Annotated in this window: 28 protein-coding genes and 1 other RNA gene; 20 read left to right on the top strand and 9 right to left on the bottom strand. The window is 45.6% G+C overall.

From position 1 onward, the window contains the following. The first annotated feature begins 13 nt into the window (after positions 1 to 13). Together qoxC and qoxD are read left to right on the top strand one after the other, a co-directional pair. Entirely contained in the window at positions 14 to 637 is a 624-nt protein-coding gene (gene qoxC, locus CEF21_RS00705) for a cytochrome aa3 quinol oxidase subunit III (RefSeq protein ID WP_123912962.1), read from the top strand. Continuing rightward, positions 630 to 992, top strand: a complete 363-nt coding sequence (qoxD, locus tag CEF21_RS00700; protein ID WP_123912961.1) for a cytochrome aa3 quinol oxidase subunit IV — start codon at positions 630 to 632, stop codon at positions 990 to 992. Before qoxC ends, qoxD begins: the two co-directional genes overlap by 8 nt. Positions 993 to 1,169: 177 nt before the next feature. On the opposite strand, the gene CEF21_RS00695 is transcribed toward qoxD, so the two are convergent. After that, positions 1,170 to 1,460 carry a spore morphogenesis/germination protein YwcE gene (locus CEF21_RS00695; protein ID WP_123912960.1) on the bottom strand — a complete coding sequence of 97 codons (291 nt, stop codon included), beginning with the start codon at positions 1,458 to 1,460 and terminating at the stop codon, positions 1,170 to 1,172. A 211-nt stretch (positions 1,461 to 1,671) separates the two neighbouring features. On the opposite strand from CEF21_RS00695, the gene CEF21_RS00690 reads away from it, so the two are divergent. After that, a complete protein-coding gene (locus CEF21_RS00690; RefSeq protein WP_123912959.1) occupies positions 1,672 to 2,295 on the top strand; it encodes a flavodoxin family protein in 624 nt (207 codons plus the stop codon). On the opposite strand, the gene CEF21_RS21160 is transcribed toward CEF21_RS00690, so the two are convergent. Beyond that, positions 2,285 to 2,425 carry a hypothetical protein gene (locus CEF21_RS21160; protein ID WP_164462057.1) on the bottom strand — a complete coding sequence of 47 codons (141 nt, stop codon included), beginning with the start codon at positions 2,423 to 2,425 and terminating at the stop codon, positions 2,285 to 2,287. The two genes, CEF21_RS00690 and CEF21_RS21160, sit on opposite strands and share 11 nt — an antisense overlap. A 94-nt stretch (positions 2,426 to 2,519) precedes the next feature. Here CEF21_RS21160 and CEF21_RS00685 point away from each other — a divergent pair, with 94 nt between their 5' ends. After that, positions 2,520 to 3,731, top strand: coding sequence for an MFS transporter (locus CEF21_RS00685; protein WP_123912958.1), 1,212 nt, complete (start codon positions 2,520 to 2,522; stop codon positions 3,729 to 3,731). Between the two features lie 146 nt (positions 3,732 to 3,877). Further along, positions 3,878 to 4,714 (top strand): YitT family protein, encoded by an 837-nt coding sequence (locus CEF21_RS00680; RefSeq protein ID WP_123912957.1) that lies wholly within the window; start codon positions 3,878 to 3,880, stop codon positions 4,712 to 4,714. Between the two features lie 141 nt (positions 4,715 to 4,855). Here the strand turns inward: CEF21_RS00680 and CEF21_RS00675 are convergent, their stop codons facing one another. Next, complete coding sequence (locus CEF21_RS00675) at positions 4,856 to 6,214, bottom strand: YjiH family protein (RefSeq protein WP_164462056.1); 1,359 nt, start codon at positions 6,212 to 6,214, stop codon at positions 4,856 to 4,858. A 426-nt stretch (positions 6,215 to 6,640) separates the two neighbouring features. On the opposite strand from CEF21_RS00675, the gene nfsA reads away from it, so the two are divergent. Further along, positions 6,641 to 7,390 carry an oxygen-insensitive NADPH nitroreductase gene (gene nfsA / locus CEF21_RS00670; RefSeq protein WP_123912956.1) on the top strand — a complete coding sequence of 250 codons (750 nt, stop codon included), beginning with the start codon at positions 6,641 to 6,643 and terminating at the stop codon, positions 7,388 to 7,390. 37 nt (positions 7,391 to 7,427) lie between these two features. Here the strand turns inward: nfsA and CEF21_RS00665 are convergent, their stop codons facing one another. Further along, a complete protein-coding gene (locus CEF21_RS00665; protein WP_123912955.1) occupies positions 7,428 to 7,661 on the bottom strand; it encodes a hypothetical protein in 234 nt (77 codons plus the stop codon). 496 nt (positions 7,662 to 8,157) lie between these two features. Then, on the bottom strand, positions 8,158 to 8,970 hold the full coding sequence (locus CEF21_RS00660; RefSeq protein ID WP_123912954.1) for a bifunctional hydroxymethylpyrimidine kinase/phosphomethylpyrimidine kinase: 813 nt from the start codon (positions 8,968 to 8,970) through the stop codon (positions 8,158 to 8,160). 156 nt (positions 8,971 to 9,126) lie between these two features. Between CEF21_RS00660 and CEF21_RS00655 the strand changes: the two genes are divergently transcribed. From CEF21_RS00655 to CEF21_RS00645, 3 genes are all read left to right on the top strand, one after another. Further along, a complete protein-coding gene (locus tag CEF21_RS00655) occupies positions 9,127 to 9,705 on the top strand; it encodes a TetR/AcrR family transcriptional regulator (protein WP_123912953.1) in 579 nt (192 codons plus the stop codon). 69 nt (positions 9,706 to 9,774) lie between these two features. Next, entirely contained in the window at positions 9,775 to 10,716 is a 942-nt protein-coding gene (locus CEF21_RS00650) for an SDR family NAD(P)-dependent oxidoreductase (protein WP_123912952.1), read from the top strand. Between the two features lie 332 nt (positions 10,717 to 11,048). Then, on the top strand, positions 11,049 to 11,330 hold the full coding sequence (locus tag CEF21_RS00645; RefSeq protein WP_123912951.1) for a hypothetical protein: 282 nt from the start codon (positions 11,049 to 11,051) through the stop codon (positions 11,328 to 11,330). Here CEF21_RS00645 and CEF21_RS00640 read toward each other — a convergent pair whose 3' ends face one another. Beyond that, positions 11,331 to 12,212, bottom strand: coding sequence for an AraC family transcriptional regulator (locus CEF21_RS00640; protein ID WP_123912950.1), 882 nt, complete (start codon positions 12,210 to 12,212; stop codon positions 11,331 to 11,333). It lies immediately after the preceding gene. 277 nt (positions 12,213 to 12,489) lie between these two features. Here CEF21_RS00640 and CEF21_RS00635 point away from each other — a divergent pair, with 277 nt between their 5' ends. The 5 genes from CEF21_RS00635 (at position 12,490) to CEF21_RS00615 (ending at position 18,914) form a co-directional block, all read left to right on the top strand. Then, entirely contained in the window at positions 12,490 to 13,662 is a 1,173-nt protein-coding gene (locus tag CEF21_RS00635; protein ID WP_123912949.1) for a galactokinase, read from the top strand. 12 nt (positions 13,663 to 13,674) lie between these two features. Then, positions 13,675 to 14,658 carry a UDP-glucose 4-epimerase GalE gene (gene galE / locus CEF21_RS00630; protein ID WP_123912948.1) on the top strand — a complete coding sequence of 328 codons (984 nt, stop codon included), beginning with the start codon at positions 13,675 to 13,677 and terminating at the stop codon, positions 14,656 to 14,658. A 32-nt stretch (positions 14,659 to 14,690) separates the two neighbouring features. Beyond that, on the top strand, positions 14,691 to 16,226 hold the full coding sequence (gene galT, locus CEF21_RS00625; protein ID WP_123912947.1) for a UDP-glucose--hexose-1-phosphate uridylyltransferase: 1,536 nt from the start codon (positions 14,691 to 14,693) through the stop codon (positions 16,224 to 16,226). Positions 16,227 to 16,246: 20 nt separating this feature from the next. Further along, on the top strand, positions 16,247 to 18,241 hold the full coding sequence (locus tag CEF21_RS00620; RefSeq protein ID WP_123912946.1) for a beta-galactosidase: 1,995 nt from the start codon (positions 16,247 to 16,249) through the stop codon (positions 18,239 to 18,241). Between the two features lie 415 nt (positions 18,242 to 18,656). Further along, a complete protein-coding gene (locus CEF21_RS00615; protein WP_123912945.1) occupies positions 18,657 to 18,914 on the top strand; it encodes a GlsB/YeaQ/YmgE family stress response membrane protein in 258 nt (85 codons plus the stop codon). A gap of 93 nt (positions 18,915 to 19,007) precedes the next feature. Here the strand turns inward: CEF21_RS00615 and CEF21_RS00610 are convergent, their stop codons facing one another. Then, positions 19,008 to 19,328, bottom strand: coding sequence for a YflT domain-containing protein (locus CEF21_RS00610; protein WP_123912944.1), 321 nt, complete (start codon positions 19,326 to 19,328; stop codon positions 19,008 to 19,010). A 139-nt stretch (positions 19,329 to 19,467) separates the two neighbouring features. Between CEF21_RS00610 and CEF21_RS00605 the strand changes: the two genes are divergently transcribed. After that, positions 19,468 to 20,289 carry a glycosyltransferase family 2 protein gene (locus CEF21_RS00605; protein WP_123912943.1) on the top strand — a complete coding sequence of 274 codons (822 nt, stop codon included), beginning with the start codon at positions 19,468 to 19,470 and terminating at the stop codon, positions 20,287 to 20,289. Positions 20,290 to 20,307: 18 nt separating this feature from the next. Then, entirely contained in the window at positions 20,308 to 20,982 is a 675-nt protein-coding gene (locus CEF21_RS00600; protein WP_123912942.1) for a uracil-DNA glycosylase, read from the top strand. A gap of 32 nt (positions 20,983 to 21,014) precedes the next feature. On the opposite strand, the gene CEF21_RS00595 is transcribed toward CEF21_RS00600, so the two are convergent. Beyond that, the gene (locus CEF21_RS00595; RefSeq protein ID WP_123912941.1) at positions 21,015 to 21,362 is read right to left on the bottom strand and encodes a YflT domain-containing protein; all 348 of its coding nucleotides are present in this window, start codon (positions 21,360 to 21,362) and stop codon (positions 21,015 to 21,017) included. 164 nt (positions 21,363 to 21,526) lie between these two features. Here CEF21_RS00595 and ssrS point away from each other — a divergent pair. From ssrS to CEF21_RS00575, 4 genes are all read left to right on the top strand, one after another. Then, a non-coding RNA gene (gene ssrS / locus CEF21_RS00590) (6S RNA) lies at positions 21,527 to 21,723 on the top strand. Positions 21,724 to 21,839: 116 nt separating this feature from the next. Next, complete coding sequence (locus CEF21_RS00585) at positions 21,840 to 22,145, top strand: YwdI family protein (protein WP_123912940.1); 306 nt, start codon at positions 21,840 to 21,842, stop codon at positions 22,143 to 22,145. 39 nt (positions 22,146 to 22,184) lie between these two features. Next, positions 22,185 to 23,480, top strand: a complete 1,296-nt coding sequence (locus tag CEF21_RS00580; protein ID WP_123912939.1) for a purine/pyrimidine permease — start codon at positions 22,185 to 22,187, stop codon at positions 23,478 to 23,480. A 95-nt stretch (positions 23,481 to 23,575) separates the two neighbouring features. Further along, a complete protein-coding gene (locus tag CEF21_RS00575) occupies positions 23,576 to 23,947 on the top strand; it encodes a DUF423 domain-containing protein (RefSeq protein ID WP_123912938.1) in 372 nt (123 codons plus the stop codon). A gap of 480 nt (positions 23,948 to 24,427) precedes the next feature. Here the strand turns inward: CEF21_RS00575 and gerQ are convergent, their stop codons facing one another. Further along, the gene (gene gerQ / locus CEF21_RS00570) at positions 24,428 to 25,015 is read right to left on the bottom strand and encodes a spore coat protein GerQ (protein ID WP_481747611.1); all 588 of its coding nucleotides are present in this window, start codon (positions 25,013 to 25,015) and stop codon (positions 24,428 to 24,430) included. Between the last annotated feature and the right edge of the window lie 357 nt (positions 25,016 to 25,372).

The following is a 25,372-nucleotide window of genomic DNA, read 5'->3' as shown; positions in this document are numbered from 1 at the left end:
GGAGGCGTGAAATTTGGGACATTCACAAACACATGATGATCTTAACACGCCGCTGGAATACCAATCTGAAATAGGAAGATTGAATATTGTTGGCTTCTGGATTTTCCTTGGAGCGGAAATTGCGCTGTTTTCAACATTGTTTGCAACGTATTTCGCACTATTCAACCAAACGGCAGATGGCCCGGTTCCGGGAGACCTATTCCAGGTTAAAGGCGTACTGATTATGACATTCCTGCTCTTAGTGAGCAGTTTCACAAGCGGTATCGCAGTTCATGAACTGCGCCGCCGCAACGTTAAGGGTGTATTTATTTGGACGATTATCACCCTTCTTCTCGGCCTGGGCTTTGTAGGCTATGAAGTGTATGAATTTATCGAGTATGTGCATGAAGGAGCGACGCTTCAAACGAGCGCGTTCTGGTCCGGATTCTTTGTTCTTGCCGGAACTCACGGACTCCACGTATCCATTGGGATCGCGTGGATCACATTGATCCTCATCCAGGTGAAAAAACGCGGTTTGAATTCACGAAATGCTACAAAACTGTTTATCTCCAGTCTTTACTGGCATTTCCTGGACGTTATCTGGATTTTCATTTTCACAGGAGTCTATTTGATGGGGATGGTGTTGTATAATGGCTAGTAATACGCAAACATCTCACGATAAATTTCCTTGGAGTAACGTGATTGGATTCGCATTATCCATCATTTTAACCCTTCTGGCCCTATGGGTTGGATTAGCTTCAGGATTCTCAAACACAACGATTCTGATCATTATTTTCGTTTTTGCTTTCTTCCAGGCTGCCTTGCAGCTTCTCATGTTCATGCATATGACAGAGAGCAGCAGCGGAGTCATACAAACGATCAATACCGTATTTGCCGCATTCATTGCAATTGTGATTGTAGCTGGAACGGTATGGGTAATGGGTTCTCATGGAGGACACATGGAACATCAGAAAAATGCTCCTTCTCATGGTGAACATGAAGGACATGAATAAGAAAGAAGAGCCGGAGAATTCTTTGATTCTCCGGCTTCTTTTTGCCTTTGTTAATGGTTGAAAACCCTCTGTTTCATTTCAAACTCAGGCATTCAGCCAAAAATCGGTCATTACGAATCCATATCATTAAGTTTTAAGGAAAAGAAAAAACCTTGGATCGATTGCCGATCGCAAGGTTTATTCAATAATCGGTGATTTTGGAGAATTTTTTTTCTCCCGTTCGCGCTGAATCATTGGGATGGCGTAAATTAGGAATGCTGCGATATGGGCAAAGATTACATTGCCGACGAAGATCATGTTGAGGACATAGTGGTCAATGAAGTTCAGGCTTCCGCTGAGATAGAGGAGAAAGTACGTCCACATTCCTGCAATAAACGGAATATGAAGAAGGGCTAATCTCTTACGTTCAGGCCAGAGAAATAAAGGAGTAGCTGTTGCGATAAACAAATATACCACGAACACATCCATTTCACTTACCTCCTTGTCAAATTTGTTAACGCTTACATAACTTGACCAATTGTGACAGAGAGAAGAACAATTTGTGAACTTTCTGTTACAATTAGTATATCACAAAATTCAGAAAATTAAAGGATTTTAGCTGAGATTTTTTGCCTATTTTTATGTTTAGCATTTCTCATTTGTGGAATTTTTAAACTATACATTTTGAGGAGGCTGAAAAATGACGGTAAAAGCACTTGTTTTAAACTGTTCCCTGAAAAAAGGAGAAGAAGAATCCAATACGGAGGCCTTAATTAAAAAAGTAACCGGAATTATGCAGCGGGAGGGCGTTTATACGGAAATCGTAAGAGTGGCCGATTACAACGTGTCATTTGGAATTTCAGATGACATGGGGGGCGGAGATGAATGGCCGGAGATTTTTGAAAAAATAAAAGAGGCTGATATTGTCATTATCGGAACACCGCTGTGGCTGGGAGAAAAAAGCAGCATCGCGACGATGGTGATGGAAAGAATATACGGCGGAAGCAGTTTAACGAATGAGAAGGGTCAGTCAATTTACTACAACAAAGTAGGCGGAGCCGTGATTACAGGAAATGAAGATGGAGCAAAAGATGCGGCCAAATCCATCCTGTACGGTCTGGCGCATATGGGTTTTACCATTCCTCCAAATACCGATACATATTGGGTAGGGGAAGCTGGTCCGGGACCTTCATTCATTGAAGCGGAAGGGTACAAGAATGAATTTACAAAGCAGCATGTTCAAATGCTCGCCTATAATCTAATACACTTTGCCCGTCTGCTGAAAGAGAATCCAATACCCGCTCAAGGGACGGTCATTCAATAAGAAAGTTAAAAGCATGGGCTTCGGAGTGCCTGTGCTTTTTTTGTTGTCTTCCTGCTGCGTCATGGACGCGATCATGACCTCTTCCATGACCGGATGATGTATGGCGCAGCATGAGGATTTCTTCTTCCATTCCTCCTTCCGTCAAAAGGAACATGAATCATATTTGCTAAAACGGAAGGTTGTGCCATAATGAAGAAGAATTTTGAAAAAGAAGGGTGTTACATATGGACAATCAGAAACAGCTTTCAAAACGAAAGCTTTTGGGAATAGCCGGCATGGGCTGGATGTTCGATGCAATGGATGTAGGACTGCTCTCATTTATTATCGCTGCCCTTGCAGTCGAATGGCAGCTCAAGCCTGACCAAATGGCTTGGATTGGTTCTGTTAACTCAATTGGGATGGCTGCGGGAGCTCTCATTTTTGGATTGATGGCTGACCGCATCGGCCGGAAAAATGTCTTTATCATTACGCTTCTCCTGTTTTCTGTAGGAAGCGGGCTATCTGCTCTTGCATGGGCGCTTCCGGTATTTCTATTCCTGCGCTTCTTTATTGGAATGGGTCTTGGCGGAGAGCTTCCGGTAGCTTCAACGTTAGTCTCAGAGAGTGTCAAACCGCATGAAAGAGGGAGGATTGTGGTTCTCCTTGAAAGCTTCTGGGCAGGCGGCTGGCTGATCGCTGCATTGATTGCTTTCTTTATCATCCCTCGTTTCGGGTGGCAAACGGCTCTTGTCATAAGTGCCATCCCAGCCTTTTACGCCCTGTATTTAAGATGGAATCTGCCGGATTCACGTGCATTTACAGCGGTTCAAAAAAAGGACAGTGAATCAGTTTTCGTGAAAATGGCAAAAGTGTGGAGCGGAAAATATACGAAGCGCACTGCCATGCTGTGGATTTTATGGTTTTCTGTCGTGTTTTCCTACTACGGGATGTTTCTCTGGCTTCCAAGCGTGATGACGCTGAAAGGATTTACCCTCATTAAAAGCTTTGAATATGTGCTGATCATGACCCTCGCCCAGCTTCCGGGCTATTTCAGTGCTGCCTGGCTGATTGAAAAAATGGGCAGAAAATTTGTTTTGATTGTCTATTTAACCGGCACGGCCGCGAGTGCATATTTCTTCGGGAATGCAGAAACAGCCGGCCTTCTCCTTGCAACGGGCATGCTGCTTTCCTTCTTTAATCTGGGGGCATGGGGTGCGCTTTACGCGTATACACCTGAGCAATATCCTACTTCAATCAGGGGAACGGGCTCCGGAATGGCTGCTTCATTCGGCCGGATCGGCGGGATTCTTGGGCCTTTGCTCGTTGGCTACATGATTAAAAACCAGATTGAAATCGGCACCATTTTCACCGTTTTCTGTATTTCTATCTTTGTCGGGGTGCTCGCTGTAGCATTTTTAGGAAAAGAAACAAAGCAAACGGAGCTGGAAGATTATTAAAAACAATCCGAGTATTGATTACCGCTGTGGCGGATGATATATTGATGGACAGAAAGGGCAGGAAGACGGCCGGAGCGTCAGACAGATGCACGGTTCCGGAACGGCTTCTGCACTCTTTTAACGAAATTCTCCGAGGGGCGACAACTATGCTGACAAATCTTAAAGAATACGGCCTTCTTATTATCGGATCTTTCTTTTTTGCAATTGGTGTTAATCTCTTTGCTATTCCAAATCATCTTGGAGAAGGCGGAGTTACAGGGATATCCATGCTCTTATACTATGTGCTGGAATGGTCGCCGGGCTTCACGAATTTCATCATGAATGGAATCTTGCTTGCTGTCGGGTACCGCATGCTCAGTAAGAGGGTGACGTACTATTCCATTATTTCAATTGTTTTCACATCGGTTTTTTTACGGCTTACAGAAGGAATGGCCGCGCCGGTTGAAGATGCGATTCTTGGGACGGTCTTTGCTGGAATTTTTATCGGTGTTGGCCTTGGGCTTGTTCTCCGGGCAGGAGGAACAACCGGCGGCTCCGCCATACTTGCAAGAATGACTCAGAAATATTTCGGCTGGAGTGTAAGCAGCTCCATGCTGCTGTTCGATATGATTGTTGTACTGAGCTCTTATTTCGTCATTGGTGCTGCGAATACGATGTATACCGTCATTTCCATTTATATCAGTACAAAAGTGCTTGATTATATACTGGAAGGCTTCGATACAAGGAAGGCTGCGACCATTATTTCCGATTATGCAGATGAAGTGGCAATCCGGGTGAATGCAGATATGGACCGGGGAGTAACGGTTATCTCTGCAAAAGGCAGCTATACAAAAGAGTCACGGGACATCCTTTATATCGTGATTAACAAACAGGAGCTGTTCCAGCTGAAAAAAATTGTTCATAAGATTGACGATAAAGCGTTTGTCGTCATCCATGACGTCCGCGATGTATTCGGTGAAGGCTTTACCTTTCCGAAAACGTAAAAAAATCCCCTTCGATGCCGGAGGGGATTTTTTATATTCAGTGCTTACTTGTTAGTTGATTTCCGTGACAGACAGGTCTTCCGTTTAGCTTCCACTGCATGCCCGGATTAGCCGGTGTTCCAAACTGCACGAAGCTGATTTTTAAAAAAGCATATGGGCCACCAGGACAATGACCGGCAGCGTAATGATGGTCCGCTGCAGAAAGATGACGAACAGCTCCCAAAAAGATACGGGGATCTTGGAGCCAAGCAGCAAGCCTCCCACTTCTGACATATAAATGAGCTGTGTAACAGATAAGGAAGCAATCACAAAACGGGTCAAATCACTTTCAATATCCTGGCCTATGACAGAAGGAAGAAACATATCAGCAAACCCGACCATAATGGTTTGAGAGGCTGCCGCCGCTTCCGGTACTTGCAGAAGCTGGAGAATGGGAATGAACGGTAAGCCGAGCCATTTGAAAAAAGGAGTGAACTCAGCAATCATGAGTGCGATGGTCCCGAGCGCCATGACAATCGGTGCAACTCCCATCCACATATCCAATACATTCTTTGCCCCATCTTTGAAGAATTCCTTCACGCCCCGGCTACTCTCTGCTTTTTCGGAAGCCATTTTCAAGCCCCAGCCAAAACGGGAATATCCATTTGGAATGTCTTCATTCAATCCTGATTCTTCGTTATTTGCATACGTGTTCGATTTCCTCGAAAGCGGAGGGATTCGCGGACAGATAATCGCTGCCACAATCCCTGCAGCTGTTACCGTTAAATAAAAGGGAATGAAGTACCCCTTTAAATCGACCTGGCCAATAATGACAAGACTGAACGTAATGGACACAACTGAAAAGGTCGTGCCAATAACCGCCGCTTCCCGCTTTGTGTAAAATCCTTCTTCATACTGCTTGCTCGTAAGCAAAACGCCAATCGTTCCGTCACCAAGCCAGGATGCCAGACAATCAATGGAAGAACGGCCGGGAAGCTTAAAGACCGGCCTCATAAACTTGGCAAGAAGGGCACCGAAAAACTCGAGCAAACCAAAATTCAGGAGCAGCGGCAAGAACAAGCCTGCAAAAAGGAATACACAGAAAAGCACCGGGAGTAAATCAGTTAAAAGTAGGCCGCCCGTGTCCTCTGACCAAATCCACTCCGGTCCCGCTTTTAAAAAAGTGAGTACCGCAAAAATAGCTCCGATGATCCTCGCGGCTGTCCAAATCGGGAGAACATTGAAAAGGGCAGTCAAAAACGGGCTATTCTCCATAAAAGCAGGTTTAGCGGTTTTGTACAAAATGGTTCCCGCAGCCGTTACGGTAATAATGCCTGTCATAATACCAGGAAGCCAGCCGCCAAGAGCCTCCTGAAGCACGTTTGAGAATATAGCAATAGGGATGGTGACATCCCCGCCGTATTTTATGGGAATGATAAACAGGAAAATACCGAGCAGAGACGGAATAAGAAATTTTATTATATTAGATGACTGTATCTGATTTTTTGTATGTACGCTCAAGCTGAAAACTCCTTAGGGTGATTATTCATACATTGGCTCTCATCAAAGCTTCATTAGCTATTTTCTTTATTTTCCTCAAACATTCGCTTTTAAACCTCTCTAAAACCAATTGTTTGACGCGCTTCTGCCAATTTGGATACTCTTTAGACAGGAAATCAGTACGGAGGTGAGAGGGAAAAGAGTATAAAGATTGGAAACTGCTTCACAGGCTTTCCTGTTTACATGCCCGTCAGGAAGCGGGCTTTAACAAAGGCTCTGTTAAAGCCTGATGTTGGTTTTTAACACCTGTTGATTGAAGCGGAAGGCGCGAGACTCAAGCGAGAGCAGCGGTACAGGTGAAACCCCGAAGAAAGTGAGCGCCTGCTAACTGTTGCAATCAACAGCCAAGTTTAACGGAGCTTTTAAAAAAAGAAAGGGATGCAGACAATGAATTCTACTATTGAAACGATATTAAAACACCGCTCCATTCGCCAGTTTGAAGACCGGCCATTAACAGATGAACAAATTTCTCTGCTCGTGAAAGCGGCGCAGGCTGCCTCCACTTCAAGCAATATCCAGGCATACTCCATTATCGGAGTGAAAAATCCTGCAGCGAAGGAGAAGCTTGCCGAGCTTGCCGGCGGACAATCTTATGTGGCGCATAACGGCCATTTCTTTGTATTTTGCGCAGACCTCTACCGGCATCAGAAAATAGGGGAAATGGAGAACATGGATGTAACCGAATCCCTTGAAAGCACAGAAAAATTCATGGTCGCTCTCATCGATGCAGCTCTTGCCGCCCAAAATACAGCTGTCGCTGCCGAATCGATGGGGCTTGGCATCTGTTATATAGGAGGTTTGCGGAACAATCTCCCGGAAGTGGCGAAAGTGCTTAAAACGCCGGAACGCGTGATTCCGCTATTCGGAATGGCGATCGGCTATCCGGACCAGAATCCTGATGTAAAGCCAAGACTGCCATTCGAACATCTTTATTTCGAGGAGCAATATGATACAGATCCGGCAGAGTATGAGAAACAGCTTAATGAATACAACGAAACAGTGTCCTCCTACTATAAGGAGCGTACCGGAGGAGAGCGGTCGGATACGTGGACGGGGCAAATGGCGCAAATGCTTTCCCATCCTCAGCGGATGTACATGAAGGAATTTGTGGAAAAGAACGGCTTAAACAAGCAATAACGAAACAAGCCCCCGGTGTCTATGGGGGCTTGTTTCGTTATTTTCGTTTCGACAGCCACCAAAAAGGGAAAACGGCCACAAGATACAGAAAGTAAAGGATGGAAATGAACCATCCGGCAGGCGTTAAAACAAAGAGATCCACTACATCCTCAGCAGCCTGTTTAAAGGAGCTTTTTTTGCCTGAAGCTAGATAGAGAAGGGCAAACAGTACAGAAAAAAGGATAAAGCAAACTGCGTATGCAATAAGAAGGATCAATAAAAGTTCTGGCATTGAAGCGGTGTCCCCCGGCTTTTTCTATTATTCTAGTACATTCGTAAATCGAAAAGACCTCTCCTCGCAAAGTTTTCATCCCATCTATAAGGTTAATTTCTCCATACCATGATCCATTTCCTTTTTTTATTTCATGAACCTGTGAACAAGCTGTGTATGACGAAAAACGCAGACGCAGATATAGTAGGGAACACACGTACCCACACAAAATGTTGATAACTTTTGTGGATATGTTGATAACTTTTGTGGATAACCTGTTTGTAAACCGAGTTTTACCTGTGTATATCTAACAATTTACAAAATAAAAGCGAAACCTTAATAAAACTGTGGATAACCTTGATTGCCGGCAGGGAAAGGAACTTGAATAGGGCGGTTTTCAGACATTCCCCAAAACAAGCTAAATACCAGGTACGAAAAAACTAAATGCCCCGGAACAGGCAACACATCTCACCAAAAACAAAAAAGCAGCCCAATCATCCGATCAGGCTGCTCTTTTTTATTCACCATACAGTCTTAATCCTGCATGATTGGTAGGTCCGACATATTCATTCAGCGGGAAGGAATGTTTAATCGCAGCTGTAATGAATTTTTTAGCTTCATAAATGGCATCTTTTACATCGAGGCCTTTTGCAAGGTTCGCGGTAATGGCTGATGAATACGTGCATCCAGCGCCATGAGTATACGAAGTATCAATCCGCTCGCTTTCAAGGACTTCAAAGTCTGTGCCGTCATAAAGAACATCGACTGCTTTCTCATGATCAAGCTTTCCGCCGCCTTTAACCAGAACGTATGGAACGCCGAGTGCATGAATTTTTTGCGCCGCTTCTTTCATTTGATCAACGGTTGTGATGGCGCCGATTCCGCTCAGCTGTCCGGCTTCAAAAAGGTTGGGTGTAACAACGGTTGCAACCGGAGTTAAGATATCACGGAGTGCTTCAGCAAGCTCCGGGTAAAGGACTTCATCCGCTCCCTTGCATACCATAACAGGATCCACGACCACATTTTTCAAACCGTGCTTCTTTATTGTATCTGCTGCAAGCTGGATAATATCCACAGTCGGCAGCATACCGGTTTTCATTGCATCTGCTCCAATTCCTTCGACGATTGTAGCGAGCTGCGGTTTTATTATATCAAGCTCAACAGGGAAAACCTGATGATGCCACTCGTTGTGGGGATCCATCGCGACAATTACTGTTAAAGCAGACATTCCGTAAACTCCATGCTCCTGGAACGTTTTTAAATCAGCTTGGATTCCTGCTCCTCCGCTGCTGTCCGATCCGGCAATGGTTAATGCTTTAGGCATATTCATATGCTGTACCTCCATCCTTGTCTCTTCTTTATTTATTATACCAATAGAGTCCGTGGTTATAAAGATTCACGTGCTGTCGTTAAAAAGAACTTGCAGTTTATGGGAATAACAGATAAACTCTTAATTAAACAGTGGTTAATAAAACGGGGTGTAAAAGTGGCAGCGAGAAAAGCAGTTAAGCAGGAGCTGACAAGGGATATCATCATGGATGCTGCGCGCGAGCTATTTACAGCAGAAGGATATCAGAATGTCTCTATGAGGAAAATAGCAAAAGAACTTGGGTACAGCCATGGATCCATCTACTATCACTTCAATAGCAAGGCGGAACTCTTTTATGCGATGGTCCGTTCTGATTTTCAGCTCCTGGATGACGTTCTGAACCGAATTGTGGACAGGGAACAGGCATCAGATGAAGAGAAGCTCAAAAGCATCTTATTTGGATATATTGAATTTGGGCTCACCCATCAGAGTCACTATGAAGTGATGTTTCTTATTAAGGATGAGGAAGTAAAGAGCTATTTTGCACAGGAACCGAACATCAGCTATGAGAAATTCGCACAGTCTCTTTATAACCTCACGGATGGAAAAGTAACGGTTTCCGAAATCTGGTCTGTTTTTCTATCGCTCCATGGATTTGTGACACATTATAGCAAAACAGGAATGAAGTTTGAAGATACGAAAGAAATGGCGGAGCGCCATGTCCAATTTTTAATGCAGACACTTATTAAAAAATAGCTGCAGATCGCGCTGCAGCCTTTTTTTACCCCGTAATTGACCACTGGTTAAATAATAGGAGGGATTTGGATGAAAAAGATTGCGGTACTTGGAGCCTCAGGAGGAATGGGGTATTCACTAGTAAACGAACTTGTGCGTCAAGGATTTGAAGTGACGGCATTTGCACGGAATAAAAAGAAACTTGAGCGGCTCTTTGGAGGAGTAAGAGAAATCGATATTAAAACTGGCGATGCTTTTAAAGAGGAAGATATCCTGCAGGCCTGCAAAGGAGCGGAAGTGATTTTTCATACAGTCAGTGTTCCCTATTCGGACTGGACGGATGGACACCCCGCCATCATGAGGCATGCGGTGCAGGCGGCTAAGATTGAGCAGGCGAAGCTGATTATAATTGATAATATTTACGCATATGGCAGACAATACAGCAAAAAAGTAACGGAAAATGCGCAAAAAAATCCCCATACTAAAAAGGGGAAAATTCGTTTATCCCTTGAGAACATGGTAAGAGAAGCAGGAATCCCATACATGATCCTCCATTTCCCTGATTATTACGGGCCTAATGCTGAGAATTCGCTTCTTCATCAAACACTGAAAAATGTCATGGCCAATAAACGGGCCATTTTTATAGGAGATATGGAGATAAAAAGAGAATTCATCTATACTCCGGATGGAGCTAAAGCTGCGGTAACTCTGATCTTAAATGAGGAGGCGTACGGGCAAAATTGGAACATTCCTGGGGCGGGGACAATAAGCGGGAACGAAATAATAAGCTTGCTCAAAACAGAAGCCGGCTACTCGAGACCTGTCATGAAAATAGGAAAACGGGCGATTTGGTTTATGGGTCTGTTTAACCGGAATATGAAGGAAGTGAGAGAAATGATGTATTTGAATGAACAGCCTGTTATTTTATCCGGGGAGAAATATGAACAGAAGGCAGGACCTCTTCCATCTACATCCTATAAGCGTGGGATTTCAGAAACGCTGGCTTTTATGGCACGCTCGGAGCACTCTTAACTAAAAGAAATCATTCGTTTCAGCCGGTTTGTCCGAATCTCGGGCTTTTATAAAGGCTATTTTAAAGGATGTTGTTGATTTTTCACACCTGTTGATTGGAGCGGAAGGCGTGAGACTCCGAGCTGAGAGCAGCGGGACAGGTGAGACCCCGCAGTGGCGAAGCCAGGAGGAGGCTCACCGCCCGCCCAAGGATAAGCAAACGACTTCAGCGGAAATCAACAGCCAAGTTTAACAGAGCTTTTATAAAAAAGAGAAGAAGCAGCTGCGTTCCGATGAATGTGTAAAAAAATCAGGAAGCCGCCGCCGTATAAACTGAACCGGCGGCACATGGTTTGAACCGTGATATAATGACACTAAATGAAGAAAAAGCAGGTGATCCGTTGGACATTCAAACCTTATATGATGAGATTTATGACCGCTTGGAAAAGGACCACAATCAAGTGATGGGCACCCTGCAGCAAAACGGGCTGAATGAAGAGGAAAAAGAGAAAGCGGAGCGGATGGAACTTGCTCTTCAAACGGCTAAAGATATTTTTGAAAACATCATGACACCGGGAACGAGCATGAAAATCGTTCATTCAAAAGGATCATTGACGATTGAAATTAATGATTAGTTAGTCTTGGATGAATTTCTCCTGCTGCCACTCGGTTTTTTCCTTCCTGATCTGTCCGGGGGATTTTCCGGTTACTTTCCGGCATACTTTATTTAAATAATTGGCATTCGTATATCCGACAAGCCCGGCAATCTCTTCAATAGTGTATTTGGTGTGCGTAAGCAATTCAACTGCTTTTGCCACGCGGATGTTCGTTAAATATTGAATCGGGGTAAGACCCGTATTTTTCTTGAACATTCTTGTGAAATGGTATCTTGAAAGACCGGATGCATCTGCCATTTCGTCAGGACCGATCGGGCTATCGTACGAATGTCTTGCGAAAAGCACGGCACTGACGACACTCTCGGGCCACTCATCCATTTCTTTATCCATCTCCGATACGTATTCATACAGCTCCATGATGAATTGATAGGCGAGACTCGATCCTTTATAGGCGGATTTGATGTTTTTTGTACTCGCTTCATCATAAATTTGTTTTAACAGCTTCACCGGGATGGATTCTGGATGGAAACGAAGAACCTGGCTGGTCTTTTGACGGATATGATTGATGCAGCGATCTGCTTCCTCCCCATACAAGGTTAGGTACATAAACTCCCATTTATCGCTTGTTTCCGGCAAATAGTAGCGGTAATTACTTGGGCTTTTTACGATAAAAGCCTGTCCCGGCTGAACTCGATGGGTTTTCCCGTCTATTTGAATTTCTCCGAATCCTGAGAGGGTCACCTGGAAAATGACCTTCCCCAAATCCTTCCTCTCAGTCCCGCTCCACGAATAAATGGAGGATGCCTGCACATCCCATCCGACCGACCAGAGCTGGGCGAGCTTATTCAGAGGCTCTTCTTTAAAGCGGAACGCGACAGACCCGTATGATGATGCAGGCATAAACCTTCCCTCCAAGCAAAAAAAGATTATTTTATCTGCAGGACAGTTAATCTGCTAAGTTGTGGAAACATTGAACCTTTGCGCAATAGCCTTCTTTTATAAGAGCAAAAAAATACCCTTGTTTATGAACTATTTTACCATTGTCATCCCCTATTCACACCTCTACAATGAAAATAGGTATTGAATACGTTTTCAAATACGAAAAGAAATGTTCGTATCCAGAGTGCGAAAGACGGTTCGTGCGATAAATATTGATAGAATGTCAGGTGGGAAAACGATGCTTAAAAAGTTACTTAATCAATTTAATGAAGTATTCGGGCATGGGTCAGAACCGCGGGCTTTTTTTGCTCCGGGACGAGTGAACTTAATCGGAGAGCATACGGATTATAACGGCGGACACGTCTTCCCGTGTGCCTTAAATGTCGGAACATACTGTCTTGTAAGAGAACGGAGCGATCAGCTGATGAGGCTGTATTCTCTGAATTTCAAAGAAAAAGGAATCATGGAATTCGGGATGGATGATCTCCAATATCGGGAGGAACATGATTGGGCTAATTATCCGAAAGGGGTTATGAAAGAATTCGCTATAAAAGGAATGAAGCTGATCCACGGAATGGATGTGCTGTATTTCGGAAATATCCCGAACGGTGCCGGACTTTCATCTTCAGCATCCATTGAACTTGCTTCAGCTGTGATGTTCAACGAACTGACAAGATCTTCAATAGACATGATTGAACTGGTCAAAATGAGTCAGCATGCAGAAAACGACTTTATTGGTGTAAGCTGCGGAATTATGGACCAATTTGCCATTGGGATGGGCAAGAAGGATTCGGCTGTGCTCCTAAACTGCCAAACTCTGGAGTATGAGTACAGTCCGCTGGAATTGAATGATGCGGTCCTCGTCATTTCCAATACAGGAAAACGACGGACACTTGCGGATTCAAAGTACAATGAGCGCCGTGCTGAATGTGAGCGCGCATTGAAACAACTGAAAAGAAAGCTCGATATTCAGTCACTCGGAGATCTGTCTGCGGAGGAATTTGAACAAAACCAATATGCAATCGAAAATGAAACAGACCGAAAAAGAGCCCGGCATGCTGTTATGGAAAATATCCGGACTTTAGAGGCGGTGAAGCGTCTCCGCGAAGGAGATATAGCAGGCTTCGGACAATTAATGAATGAGTCCCACAAATCACTGAGGGATGATTATGAAGTAACCGGAAAAGAACTGGACGCAATGGCGGAAATTGCTTGGGAACAGCCGGGTGTCACCGGTTCAAGAATGACTGGTGCAGGCTTCGGCGGATGCACGGTCAGTATTGTACAAAAAGACGCGGTCCCTTCATTCATTTCCGGGGCGGGTGCCGCTTATGAAAAACAAACAGGTCTGATCCCGGCATTTTATGTTGTGGAAGTTGGCGAAGGTGCAAGAGAAATCACTTCTATTTAAGGAGGAAATATCATGGCAATTTTAGTTTGCGGCGGAGCCGGATATATCGGAAGTCACGCGGTGTCGGAGCTGCTGGACCGGGGAGAACAGGTCATTGTGGCGGACAGCCTGCAAAAAGGACATGTGGAGGCGGTTCTGGAAGGAGCGAAGCTTTACACGGGCGACTTGCGGGATGAAGCGTTCTTAAGGCATTTATTTCAGGAGAATGAGATTGAAGCTGTAATGCATTTTGCAGCAGACTCTCTAGTTGGAGAGAGTGTCGAAGATCCTCTGAAGTACTACGATAACAACGTTTACGGCGCCCTTTGCCTTCTGAAAGTGATGAAGGAGTTTGATGTCAAAAAAATCGTGTTTTCTTCAACGGCTGCTGCTTACGGAGAGGCGGAAACTATTCCGATTCGGGAAGATGAGCCGACGGAACCGACAAATCCATACGGGGAAACGAAGCTTGCCATTGAAAAAATGCTGAAGTGGTCAGAGAAAGCATACGGATTGAACTATATGGTCCTGCGCTATTTTAATGTAGCGGGTGCCCATATGGAAGGAAAGCTTGGAGAAGACCATGATCCTGAGACCCATCTCATCCCCATCATTCTGCAAGTGGCACTGGGCCGGCGCGGAAAGATTATGATTTACGGAGAGGATTATGCGACACCGGATGGGACGTGTATAAGGGATTACATTCACGTAACGGATTTGGCGGACGCTCATTTGCTTGCTCTTGACGCTCTAAGAAAAGGGGCGGTGAGCGGGACATATAACCTTGGTAACGGAAACGGGTTTTCTGTAAAAGAAGTGATTGATGCTGCAAGACGTGTAACAGGTCATGCCATTCCTGCCGAAGCGGCGCCGAGGAGAGCGGGAGATCCTGCGAGATTAGTTGCTTCGTCTGAAAAAGCAGTCTCAGAGCTTGGCTGGAAGCCAAAGTATGCTGACCTTGAAGTAATGATTGAGAGTGCGTGGAAATGGTATCAAAAACACCCGGATGGCTATTAAACGATTGCCATAACTGAATAGGAGGGAACGGTATGCCAAATCCGATTTATGCGTATATAGAGGAACTGCTTCAATATGGAATGGAGAAAAAGCTCGTGTCCAAATGGGATGTGGATCTCGTAAGAAACAGGCTTTTTGAGGCTCTGGATCTTAATGGTGAACAGGCCGAGGCTTCAACTGGCGGAGTGCCGGATACGCCCATTCCGATTTTGGAGAAAATTCTTGGATGGGCGGCTGTTAATGGACGGCTTGAGGCAGACTCTGTCACTTACCGGGATCTTATGGATACGAAGCTGATGGGATGTCTTACTCCATCCCAGTCTGAAGTCATCCGCCGATTCATTGAAAAATCAGACCGGGAAGGCATTGAAGCAGCAACGGATTCTTACTACCAGTTTGCTCAGGATGTCCACTATATCCGAACGGACCGAATTGCGAAAAATCAGCATTGGTATTCGTCTACTCCTTACGGAAAAATGGAGATCACTATTAATCTGTCGAAGCCCGAAAAAGATCCGAAGGCCATTGCTGCGGCAAAGCAAATGGCAGACAGCCGTTATCCTGACTGCCTCCTCTGCAAGGAAAATGTCGGCTACGCCGGCAGAGTGAATCACCCTGCAAGGCAGAATCACCGGATTATCCCTGTCGGACTCAATGGAGAAGAATGGTTTCTTCAATATTCTCCTTATGTGTATTATAAAGAACACTGTATCGTATTCGCAGGAGAGCATAAGCCCATGCGTATTTCGAAAGAAACCTTCGTAAGGCTGCTCGACTTCACAGATGAGTATCCGCATTATTTTCTCGGATCCAATGCAGACCTTCCGATTGTTGGAGGATCCATTCTGAGTCATGATCATTTTCAGGGCGGGCGCCACGACTTCCCGATGGCCAAAGCAGAAATGGAGAAAATGTTCTCTTTTCCCGATTTCCCGGGGCTGAAAGCTGGAATAGTGAAGTGGCCGATGTCTGTAGTCAGGCTTCAGGGGACGGACAAAGCGCATCTGGTGCAGCTTGCTGATCATGTTCTGAATGGCTGGAAGGCTTATTCGGATCCGGATGTGAATGTGTATGCCTCATCGGGAGAGGAACCGCACAATACGATCACACCTATTGCGAGGCGGAGAGGCGGACTGTTTGAACTGGACCTGGTCCTGCGCAATAACCGGACGAGTGAAGAACATCCAATGGGGATTTTTCATCCCCATCAAGAAGTTCACCATATAAAAAAAGAGAACATCGGTCTCATTGAAGTAATGGGATTAGCGGTTCTGCCCGGGCGTTTAACAGAGGAAATGAAGCAGCTTTCCGAGATTCTTCCATTAGAAGACGCCGAAGAGGAAATCAGGAAGCGTCCGGAACTCCGCAAGCATTTGGACTGGGCGCTTGAAATAAAGAAGCGCTGCAGCATGAACGGGGATAACGCTTATGCTTTATTGCAGGAAGAACTGGGGAAAGTGTTCGCTGTGATCCTTGAGCATGCCGGTGTATTTAAACGGGATGAAAAAGGAATGGCAGCTTTTACATCCTTTATTGAAAAAACGGGTGGAGAACCCGTTCAACTATAAGCAGACAGGAGTGTGGATGGATGTTTATCGGAGTGGATTACTATCCTGAGCAGTGGCCTGAATCGAGATGGCCGGAAGATATCAGGCTTATGAAGGAGCTCGGAGTGAATGTGGTAAGACTGGCTGAATTTGGCTGGCAGCTGATGGAGCCGGAAGAGGGGCGCTTTGATTTCTCCGTTTATGACCGGGCCATTCAACTGCTTACCGATCATGGAATCAAAATTGTACTTGGAACGCCGACTGCTACTCCGCCTGCCTGGCTGATCCAGAAGCATCCGGAAATCCTGCCGACGGATGAGAACGGGGTTCAAATTTCCTTCGGAGCGAGAAGGCATTACACGGTAAACAGCAAGGTCTTTCGTGAATATACGAAAAAAATCGTCGCTGAAATGGCAAAACATTATGGTCAGCACCCGGATGTAATCGGCTGGCAGACAGATAATGAATACGGACATGAAAAATCAGACCGGAGCTACGGAGAAGAGGACCGGCAAGCCTTCCAAGACTGGTTAAAACAAAAGTATGAAACGCTTGTTCGTCTTAATAAAGAATGGGGTACCGTCTTTTGGAGCCAGACGTATACGGATTGGGCACAGATTCCCGTGCCGAGAAAAGTGCTCCAGGAACACAATCCAAGTCTGCTTCTTGATTTTGACCGTTTTTGTGCGGACGCCTACACAAGCTACAACAAGCTGCAGACCGATATCCTAAGGGCCCATATCCGGGAAAATCAATTTTTGACTCATAATTTCGTCTATACGGACCAGGCCATCAATCAATGGGACATGGCGGAGGATCTGGATTATGTCGCCTATGACAATTATCCGGTATGGGGCGGACTGGCAGAACCGGTCTCTCCTTCCGCCATTGCCCATCAGCATGACTTGTGCCGGGGGACAAAGAACGGAAAAGGCTACTGGGTTATGGAGGAACTGTCGGGAGCTCAAGGATGGAGCAAAATCGGCTACCTTCCGAGACCCGGACATATTAAACTCTGGACCTATCAGGCTATTTCAAGAGGAGCAGAGGCGATCGTTTATTTCAGATGGCGTGCAGCGCATTTTGGAACAGAAGAATTTTGCCACGGCATTCTTGACCATGATGGCATTCCGAAGCGGAAATTCCGCGAAGTAAAGGAAGTCATCGATTCATTAAAGAAACATGGTGATGACTGGATTGCCTCGAAGTATGAAGCGCAGGCAGCGGTTTACTACGAGCCGGAGAACGCATGGGCATGGAGAATTCAGCCGCAGAGCAGCGCATTTTCCCACCGGGAAGAGCTTTTAAGACATTATACCCCGGCCCATCGTTTAAACGTGGCCACTGATGCGGTAAACAGCCGCAGCAGTCTGGATGGCTATAAAACGGTTATTGTCCCTATTTACTTCCTTGAGAATCCTGTATTTACAGAAAAGCTGAAACGGTATGCAGAAAACGGAGGAACAGTCGTATTCAGCTATCGTTCAGGTGTGAAAAAGCCAAATAACTTTGTAACCGGACAAACGCTTCCGGGTGAGCTTTCCGCTATGACGGGTATTCAGATCAATGAGTATGAATCTTTGCAAACCGGACAGCAGAATAAGGTAATCGGGACGTCAGGCAGTCTGAACGGCCTTGAATCCGGCGCATCGGTTTGGTGTGATTTAATTGATCCGGTTACAGCGGAGGTTCTGGCAGAATACGATGGCTGCTTTTACAAAGGGACAGCTGCAGTTACAAAGAACCGATTCGGAAAAGGAACGGTTTATTATATTGGAACAGCCCTTGAAGAACACATGCTCACGGCTCTATACAAAGACATTTTTGAAGAAGCGGGAGCAGATTTCATGGAAACTGAACGAGGGACAGAGGTCGTCATCAGAGGGAGCTTCTTAAGTGCGATGAATCATTCTGTCGATTCATCCGCCGAACTCAATCTGCCTGAAGGAACATGGATGGATTGTGCATCAGAGGAAAAAGTTCCGGCGTCCATTATGCTGGATCCGCTCGGCTCTGTTTTGCTTAAAAAAATATAAAGATTAGAAGCTGGGACAAAACTAAAATTGTTGTCTTTTAACCGAATATTTCTTTTGAAAAAGCATGAAAAACAAAAAAACCGAACTATTACGAAACTCTATACCAGAGTTTCAGATAATAGCTCGGTTTTTTTATTCGCTATGTTAAAGCATGCTGTTGATTTTTTTTACCCTGTTGATTGAAGCGAACGACAGTAGCGGAAATCAACAGCAAAGTTCAACAGAGCTTTTTTATTAGAAGGAAACCTTTTGTCCTGGCCTCTTTTTTTGAATCCATCGAATCATAAATAGGGATAATAAGGATTTTTAATCAGGACTAATGGTTTATTTATAAAGATTTCCACTTTGAATAGGTTTTAAAGGTGTATTTTCAAGGAATGTATAGAGTATTAAAACCTAAAGGAGTGACAATTCAATGAACTTTATCGTATCTATCTTAATCGCATTAGTCATCGGCTGGATTGGTGACATGCTAGTAAAAAACTCAATGCCGGGCGGAATCATTGGTTCCATTATCGCAGGATTTGCAGGCGCATGGCTTGGCACATTGCTCCTTGGAGCGTGGGGACCGGAAATCGCAGGTTTCTATATTATCCCGGCGATTATCGGTGCAGCCATTATCGTATTCCTTGTAGGACTAATCTTTAGAGCGACAAAAAGAACAGCTCATTAATAGAAGAAGCGGATTGCATATCCGTGCTTCTCAAGTCAAAGACTAACCCTTAAAACAGGGTTAGTCTTTTTATTTATCCAGATGAAGGGCGCTTTACTCTTCTTTAGCCAAAATGACAATGCGGCCGCTGGCAAGTTCCTCTTCATAGTGAAGTGCTTCATTCTGGCTTAAGCCAAGAGCAGCCATTTTGGATGTCAATTCTTCCGTTCTGGATCGAAACGCGTTCGCCATCGTGTTGAATAGCCCCTTATCCATTGTGCTCATTTCCTTTGTATCTGTGTTTTCGGTTAAATGCCTGGAACGGTCCGGATCTTGTGCGAACAAAAAAATGGAATGTTTGCTTAACCCTTGTTCTTCCAGCTCCTTAACTTTTTCAGAGGCCTGAACTCCATTTTCAACCACAAACAATTTCATTCTCAATTCCTCCCTAAAGACAGTGTTTAATGAGACAGTACCCTGTTTGACAAGAGTAAAAACTAACCTGCTGAAAGATGATATCGGACGCAATATATGATTTAATGAAAACAAAGAAACGTAAGTGAGGGATGGCTAAATGAAAATATCTGTCGTAATCACAACCTATAACCGTTTATGGGCGCTTGCCGAGCTAATGGAATGTCTCCTGCGGCAGACACTGAAGCCGTATGAAATCATTATTGTCAATGATGCGGGAGAACGGGTGGACAGACTGAAGGAGATGTATCCGGAGCTGCCAATCCAGATTGAGCATTTAACTGAAAATGGAGGCCATGTTACCGCAAGAAACCTCGGAGTGAGGCAGGCGACAGGGGAGGCCATTATGCTGTGCGACGATGATGACCTGCTCATGCCCGCCCACCTGGAGCGCATGTCCCGCGCATTGGATAAGGCGGATCTTGTTTACTCAGATGCTGAAATTGTAAGGTTCAAATGGCAGAGATTCATCCGTTTCCCGCAGGAGAGAAAGCTCTTTGCCTATCAGTATGATCCGCATAATATGAAGCGGTTCTCCACTTACGTACCGTCCGGGAGTTTGTACAAGAGGCAGCTTCATGATCAAATAGGCTACTTTGACTTGGATGTGCACAATTATTGGGATTGGGATTTTATTTTAAGAGTGATGAAAAATCATATCGTTAAGCGGGTACCAGTTGCAGGGGTTATTTATTCATTCGACGGGGACGGAGACAATCAATCTGCCCAGCTGGACTCTGTGAGACAAGGGTTTTTGAACATTTTGGCTGATAAACATGATCTTGGAGAACTAGAGGTCAAAAACTTTTCGGCACTGCTGGAAGAACCTGAAATAAAAACGTTTGAATCATCGAGTGAGATTAGCTGGGACGGGATGCCGATTGTCTCCAGGCTCGCCCAGGAAAATTCTTTAGCGAAATAGAAAAGCGGGGTGAGGGGAATGACAGCGAAGCAGCTAATCAAAAACGACTGGTGGAATGAACTGGAGGAGCAGTTTTCAGAGAATTATTACGTATCTTTAAGAGAAAAATTAAAGCGCGAATATGAAAGCGGGACCGTTTATCCGGACCCGCATGACTTATTTAACGCCCTCCATTTGACCCCTTACAGTGAAGTAAGGGCCGTCATTTTAGGACAGGATCCGTACCACGGACCCGGACAGGCTCATGGATTGAGCTTTTCAGTTAAAGAGGGGGTCCGGAAACCTCCTTCGCTTAAAAACATTTATAAGGAGCTGAGCAGCGATCTCGGATGCCCTGAGCCTTCTCACGGTTCCCTCGTTAAATGGGCAGAACAAGGGGTGCTGCTGCTGAACACCGTCTTATCTGTGCGGAAAGGGGAAGCCAATTCCCATAAAGACCTTGGCTGGGAACGGTTCACAGATGAGGTCATCAGAAGCCTGAACAATAAAGAAGATCCGGTTGTGTTTATCCTTTGGGGGAAGCATGCGCAGGCTAAAAAAGAACTCGTTGATCTGACGAAGCATGCAGTAATTGAATCGCCTCATCCCAGTCCGTTTTCAGCAAACCGGGGATTCTTTGGGAGTAAACCTTTTTCAAGAACGAATGAATTTTTGAAAGAAAAAGGCTTGAAAGAAATTGACTGGTGCATATAAAAAAGGCTGGCAATGTGCCAGCCTTTTTGCCTTTATACGAGGGATTTTGCCCGCTCATGATCCGTTACGATCAGAAGAATCTTCCCTTGATCCAATTTTTCCTCATATGCCTCAGCCTCTGTTTCAGAGAAACCTACGTCCTGCAATTTGGCGCGCAGCTCGTCTCCCTTTTTGCTGAACATATTGCCTACTGCACTGCCAAGTCCCATCTCGGCTAGACCGATTGTATTGGCATCTGCATTGTGGGCTACGCGTTTCGTGCGCTCATCATCGTGTGAAAGAACATATAAATCTTTAGGATCGACCCCTTGGCCTTTTAATTCTAAAATATCGTTTTTTAATGTTTCATCATTTGTATACTCTTTTACTACTGGTTTCATTTTCTTCGCCTCCTGATTTTGTTGTCCACTACTTATTTAGCACGTATCAGCATAATTAAAACCTGCGGATGCTTTTTCGGTCCTTTCGGCCTATTTAAGTTTGTCTCTTTCCACCGAAAAGGCAAACCCCTTGTGTTCGTCAGAAGAATGAAGTATTATATAAAAACTAGCTGCATTGTTCGTAATGATAATAAAGTTTTAACCTTTAAGCTGTAATAGGGAGTTTTACATTGAACCGCAGATGATACGCCTTCGTCTATACGACAGGGAGGACATCATTTAGCGTTTCTGCGAACACCCACTTGGAGAAGTGGTGGTTTAAAACTTTCTTATAATGAGTTACGGCAACAGCGGCTACCTTATTTGTTATTAGAGCCAGTTTCCATTGGGAAACTGGCTTTTCCTATGGCTGGATTGGGAAGGGCCCGCAATTCGTGGTAAAATAGAGAAACAAGCAACGTGAGAAGGAGGGTCGTTATGGACATTTCAATACACCAGCTGCTGAACAAAATGGAAGCAGAGCTGCGGCAGGCAAAGATAGCAGGCTCTGATCAGGGCATCAGGGATCGGCTTCTCGTCATTAAAAGTCTTTGTGATGTGGTGCTCGAGCAGGAACCGGATCGTTCTGAGGAAAAACCTGAACCGGCAGAGAAAAATGGCATCAGTGAAGCTGAACTGCAGAAAATGATGGGAATATCCAAGCCTTCTTCTTCGAAAATAATGGGTACAGATGGCCGCTTAGAAGATGAAGGAGCGAATGGTTCGTCGTTATTTGATTTTTAATAAGCCGTTTGTTCGGCTTTTTTTAATGGAGGTACACAGATGAAATTGCTTTTATCCGCCCTGCAATGGGTCTTCTTTATTATTGCTTCTACAATTGTCGTGCCGATTGCAATCGGCCAGCTTTACGAGCTTGATGGCGCCCAGACCGCCGTTCTTATTCAAAGTACGCTCTTTGTCCTTGGCCTTGCAGGATTGATGCAGGTCCTGTTTGGCCACAAACTGCCGATTAATGAAGGTCCGGCTGGATTGTGGTGGGGGGTTTACTCCATCTATGCCGGATTGAGCAGCACGCTTTTTGCAAGCTTCATAGATACACTTCAGAACCTCCAGGGTGCGCTTATCATGAGCGGCGGTTTCTTTCTGCTGTTTGCGCTGCTCGGTCTTGTTGATAAACTGGCAAAATTATTTACTCCCCTTGTCACAGGCACTTATCTGCTTCTGCTCGTATTCCAGCTGAGCGGTTCCATCGTTAAAGGGATTATGGGGGTTGGCTACCGGGGATCGAAGGCAGATCCGGCTGTGTTCGCGGCAGCCGCAGCCATCCTGCTTTTTACCTTTTTTCTAAGCCGGATGAAACGGCCGTTTTTCAAACAATATTCCATCCTCATCGGCCTTCTTGCCGGCTGGGGGGTCTTTGCGCTGCTCGGCCTCGCTAAACCGGTCAAAGGTACAGCCGATTGGTTCGCATTCCCCGTGCTGTTTCCATTCGGCGTACCGGTTTTCAATGCAGGCATGATTGTCACGGCCTTTTTTATCACGCTGCTCCTGATTGCCAACATGCTAGCAAGTATTAAAGTGGCAGAGCAGGCTGTCCGGGCATTGGGCGGAGGAGATGCGGAGATTCCTGGACGGGGCAAGCGGGCAAGTATTTTTGCCGGCCTCAGCCACGGGATCAGCGGACTTACCGGAGCGGTCGGTCCTGTCCCTATTTCAGGAGCCGCCGGATTTATTACAACGACAGGCAATGGCGCAAAGCGTCCGTTTATTTTAGCCAACCTTCTTGTTATTGTGATGAGTATGATTCCTCTGATCCTTAATCTGTTTGCCGCACTTCCAGCACCGGTCGGATTCGCCGTTCAATTTGTCGTTTTCTCGGGCATGATTGGAATGGCACTCCGACAGCTTAATGAAACACAGGATAAAGATCGAATGCTGTACACAATGGGGATTGCGCTGCTCGCGGGCACAGGAGCCATGTATGTTCCGCCCGAGGCATTTACCGGATTTCCGCCTGTCTTAATCTCTATTTTTAACAACGGATTGATTTTGGGAACCATCCTTGCGATTATAGTAGACCAGCTTACGCTTAAATTTGGAAAAAAGGCGAATGGCTAAAGCGGTCACAAAACGTTCATGACACAGTCAGTTGGAAAGTTCGAAGCGGTGGGGTAAGATGAAAGAAGACGATTTCATAACAGGAGCTGGTAGAAATGAAGCTGTTCATTATTTTCGCCGCCATTAACGCCTTCCTGGCAGTGGCGCTTGGAGCCTTTGGGGCACATGGACTGGAAGGAAAAATTCCGGAGAAATATATCGCCATATGGGAAAAAGCCGTTACCTATCAGATGTTTCATGCAGGAGGCCTCTTCGTTGCGGCTTTTCTAGCAGATAAAATCTCGAATGCCGGACTGGTGACGTGGGCCGGGTGGCTCATGCTTGCAGGCATTATCCTATTCTCTGGCAGTCTTTATGTCCTTGCCGTCACCCAGATTAGTGTGCTTGGCGCCATTACCCCCCTTGGCGGACTATGTTTCCTTGCTTCATGGGTTATGATTGTGATAGCCGCAGTAAAATATTTATAACAAAAAAAGAGCTGTGCAGGAGCATGGCTCTTTTTTTGTGTGCCGATTCGGTCAGGGGTTCCGGGGGTGCAGTTTGGCTGATGGTTGATGGTTTGCCGGTTGCGGTTTGCGGTTTACAGTTTCCGGTTTGCACTGACCCCCGCTTCGCTAAAGGGCGAAAGCTCCGTCCCTGCAAACCGCTAATCCTTTCAGCGCAAGGGATGCAGGCAGTCTTCCTCTGTCCCTTGATGCGGTGAAGGGATGAGGGTCAGTGCATAGCACTGACCCTCGCCTCGCTAAAGGACGAAAGCTCCGTCCCTGCAAACGGCCAATCCTTTCAGCGCAAGGGATGCAGGCAGTCTTCCTCTGCCCCTTGATGCGGTGAAGGGATGAGGGTCAGTGCAGAGAAATACAGAGCATTGCCCCCCCGTTAAAACACGGTTAATCCGTCAGTTTGACGCACAATTCTCTATGAAAAGTGAAAGTTTCTCCGGTATCCGGTTACCGGGGTGAATATGTTGCCATTGCAAACGGATACTCATAATTGATTTCCTCATCGAAGGTAATATAATCCAGGTACACCATGAGAAGCAGATACCGTCTTCCTGTTTGGGAATCGCTCAGGATAATATGGTCCCTTCCCGCTGCCTCGATCGTCCCTTTGAAAATCATTGCATTCCACTCTTTATTGTTTTCAAATGTCATATAAACGGTCGCGGTTTTGCCTCTGTTCAGTCTTAAAATGTTCTCAATATACGATTCTTCCAGCGGCAGCATTCCGGGAATACTCTGAGAGGGAGAAGCCTGTGACTGCATGGGAGGAATCTGAAATCCCTGCATTTGCCCCTGGCCCTGCTGCCCCTGCATGCCGCCCATTCCCTGTTGTCCCATTCCCTGTTGTCCCATTCCCTGCTGACCCTGGCCTTGCTGCATTTGTCCCTGACCTTGCTGTCCTTGCATCGCAAAAGGCTGATAAGCCCGCTGGTCATAAGAAGCATCATATCCCGGATCGTATCCGTACCCGTAGCCGGGATAAGGATATGGTGCCTGCTGCTGCCCGTTGTTTCCCTGCTTTTTATTAAATAGCATGAAAATCCCCCATTTCATGAGTTGTCATTTCAAAACATCAGCGCGCTGAAAAAACAGAAGCGCCATCCTGCTGGCTAGGGGTATAGAAGCATTGTAATATCCAGCGCCCGGAATTCTCCTGGCTGTACCAGGTTTCCGGAGCAATTTCCGGCAGGCTTGAGCGAATACTCCCCCGGCCTGCAGTGATTCCCTGCAGCGACGTTTTTGGCGAGGTTTAACGTCAGTGGAAGGAAATTCCTGGTAAAAAGATCCTGCTTAAGTCACTTCAAATCCTCCAGGCCGCTGAATGCCTGCCTTTTATAGAGGATATGCCTTTAACATCAAGACAGGAGTCTTTACCTCTGTTCACCTCAAAAA

This window comes from Bacillus sp. FJAT-42376 (assembly GCF_003816055.1).
Taxonomy (GTDB): domain Bacteria; phylum Bacillota; class Bacilli; order Bacillales; family Bacillaceae; genus Metabacillus_B.
Note: the sequence above shows the minus strand (reverse complement) of the source record. Positions and strands in the feature narration are given on the sequence as shown.

Bases quoted from the DNA above. Each gene is read 5' to 3' on its own strand.
- CEF21_RS00605 (WP_123912943.1), top strand. From the start codon at position 19,468: ATGAAAATATCTGTCGTAATCACAACCTATAACCGTTTATGGGCGCTT.
- CEF21_RS00695 (WP_123912960.1), bottom strand. From the start codon at position 1,460: ATGGATGTGTTCGTGGTATATTTGTTTATCGCAACAGCTACTCCTTTA.
- CEF21_RS00595 (WP_123912941.1), bottom strand. From the start codon at position 21,362: ATGAAACCAGTAGTAAAAGAGTATACAAATGATGAAACATTAAAAAAC.
- CEF21_RS21160 (WP_164462057.1), bottom strand. From the start codon at position 2,425: ATGGAAGAAGAAATCCTCATGCTGCGCCATACATCATCCGGTCATGGA.
- gerQ (WP_481747611.1), bottom strand. From the start codon at position 25,015: ATGCTATTTAATAAAAAGCAGGGAAACAACGGGCAGCAGCAGGCACCA.
- CEF21_RS00580 (WP_123912939.1), top strand. From the start codon at position 22,185: ATGAAATTGCTTTTATCCGCCCTGCAATGGGTCTTCTTTATTATTGCT.
- galE (WP_123912948.1), top strand. From the start codon at position 13,675: ATGGCAATTTTAGTTTGCGGCGGAGCCGGATATATCGGAAGTCACGCG.
- qoxD (WP_123912961.1), top strand. From the start codon at position 630: ATGGCTAGTAATACGCAAACATCTCACGATAAATTTCCTTGGAGTAAC.
- CEF21_RS00690 (WP_123912959.1), top strand. From the start codon at position 1,672: ATGACGGTAAAAGCACTTGTTTTAAACTGTTCCCTGAAAAAAGGAGAA.
- CEF21_RS00650 (WP_123912952.1), top strand. From the start codon at position 9,775: ATGAAAAAGATTGCGGTACTTGGAGCCTCAGGAGGAATGGGGTATTCA.
- CEF21_RS00600 (WP_123912942.1), top strand. From the start codon at position 20,308: ATGACAGCGAAGCAGCTAATCAAAAACGACTGGTGGAATGAACTGGAG.
- CEF21_RS00615 (WP_123912945.1), top strand. From the start codon at position 18,657: ATGAACTTTATCGTATCTATCTTAATCGCATTAGTCATCGGCTGGATT.
- CEF21_RS00610 (WP_123912944.1), bottom strand. From the start codon at position 19,328: ATGAAATTGTTTGTGGTTGAAAATGGAGTTCAGGCCTCTGAAAAAGTT.
- CEF21_RS00585 (WP_123912940.1), top strand. From the start codon at position 21,840: ATGGACATTTCAATACACCAGCTGCTGAACAAAATGGAAGCAGAGCTG.
- nfsA (WP_123912956.1), top strand. From the start codon at position 6,641: ATGAATTCTACTATTGAAACGATATTAAAACACCGCTCCATTCGCCAG.
- CEF21_RS00685 (WP_123912958.1), top strand. From the start codon at position 2,520: ATGGACAATCAGAAACAGCTTTCAAAACGAAAGCTTTTGGGAATAGCC.
- CEF21_RS00575 (WP_123912938.1), top strand. From the start codon at position 23,576: ATGAAGCTGTTCATTATTTTCGCCGCCATTAACGCCTTCCTGGCAGTG.
- galT (WP_123912947.1), top strand. From the start codon at position 14,691: ATGCCAAATCCGATTTATGCGTATATAGAGGAACTGCTTCAATATGGA.
- CEF21_RS00660 (WP_123912954.1), bottom strand. From the start codon at position 8,970: ATGAATATGCCTAAAGCATTAACCATTGCCGGATCGGACAGCAGCGGA.
- CEF21_RS00620 (WP_123912946.1), top strand. From the start codon at position 16,247: ATGTTTATCGGAGTGGATTACTATCCTGAGCAGTGGCCTGAATCGAGA.
- CEF21_RS00640 (WP_123912950.1), bottom strand. From the start codon at position 12,212: ATGCCTGCATCATCATACGGGTCTGTCGCGTTCCGCTTTAAAGAAGAG.
- CEF21_RS00680 (WP_123912957.1), top strand. From the start codon at position 3,878: ATGCTGACAAATCTTAAAGAATACGGCCTTCTTATTATCGGATCTTTC.
- CEF21_RS00635 (WP_123912949.1), top strand. From the start codon at position 12,490: ATGCTTAAAAAGTTACTTAATCAATTTAATGAAGTATTCGGGCATGGG.
- CEF21_RS00665 (WP_123912955.1), bottom strand. From the start codon at position 7,661: ATGCCAGAACTTTTATTGATCCTTCTTATTGCATACGCAGTTTGCTTT.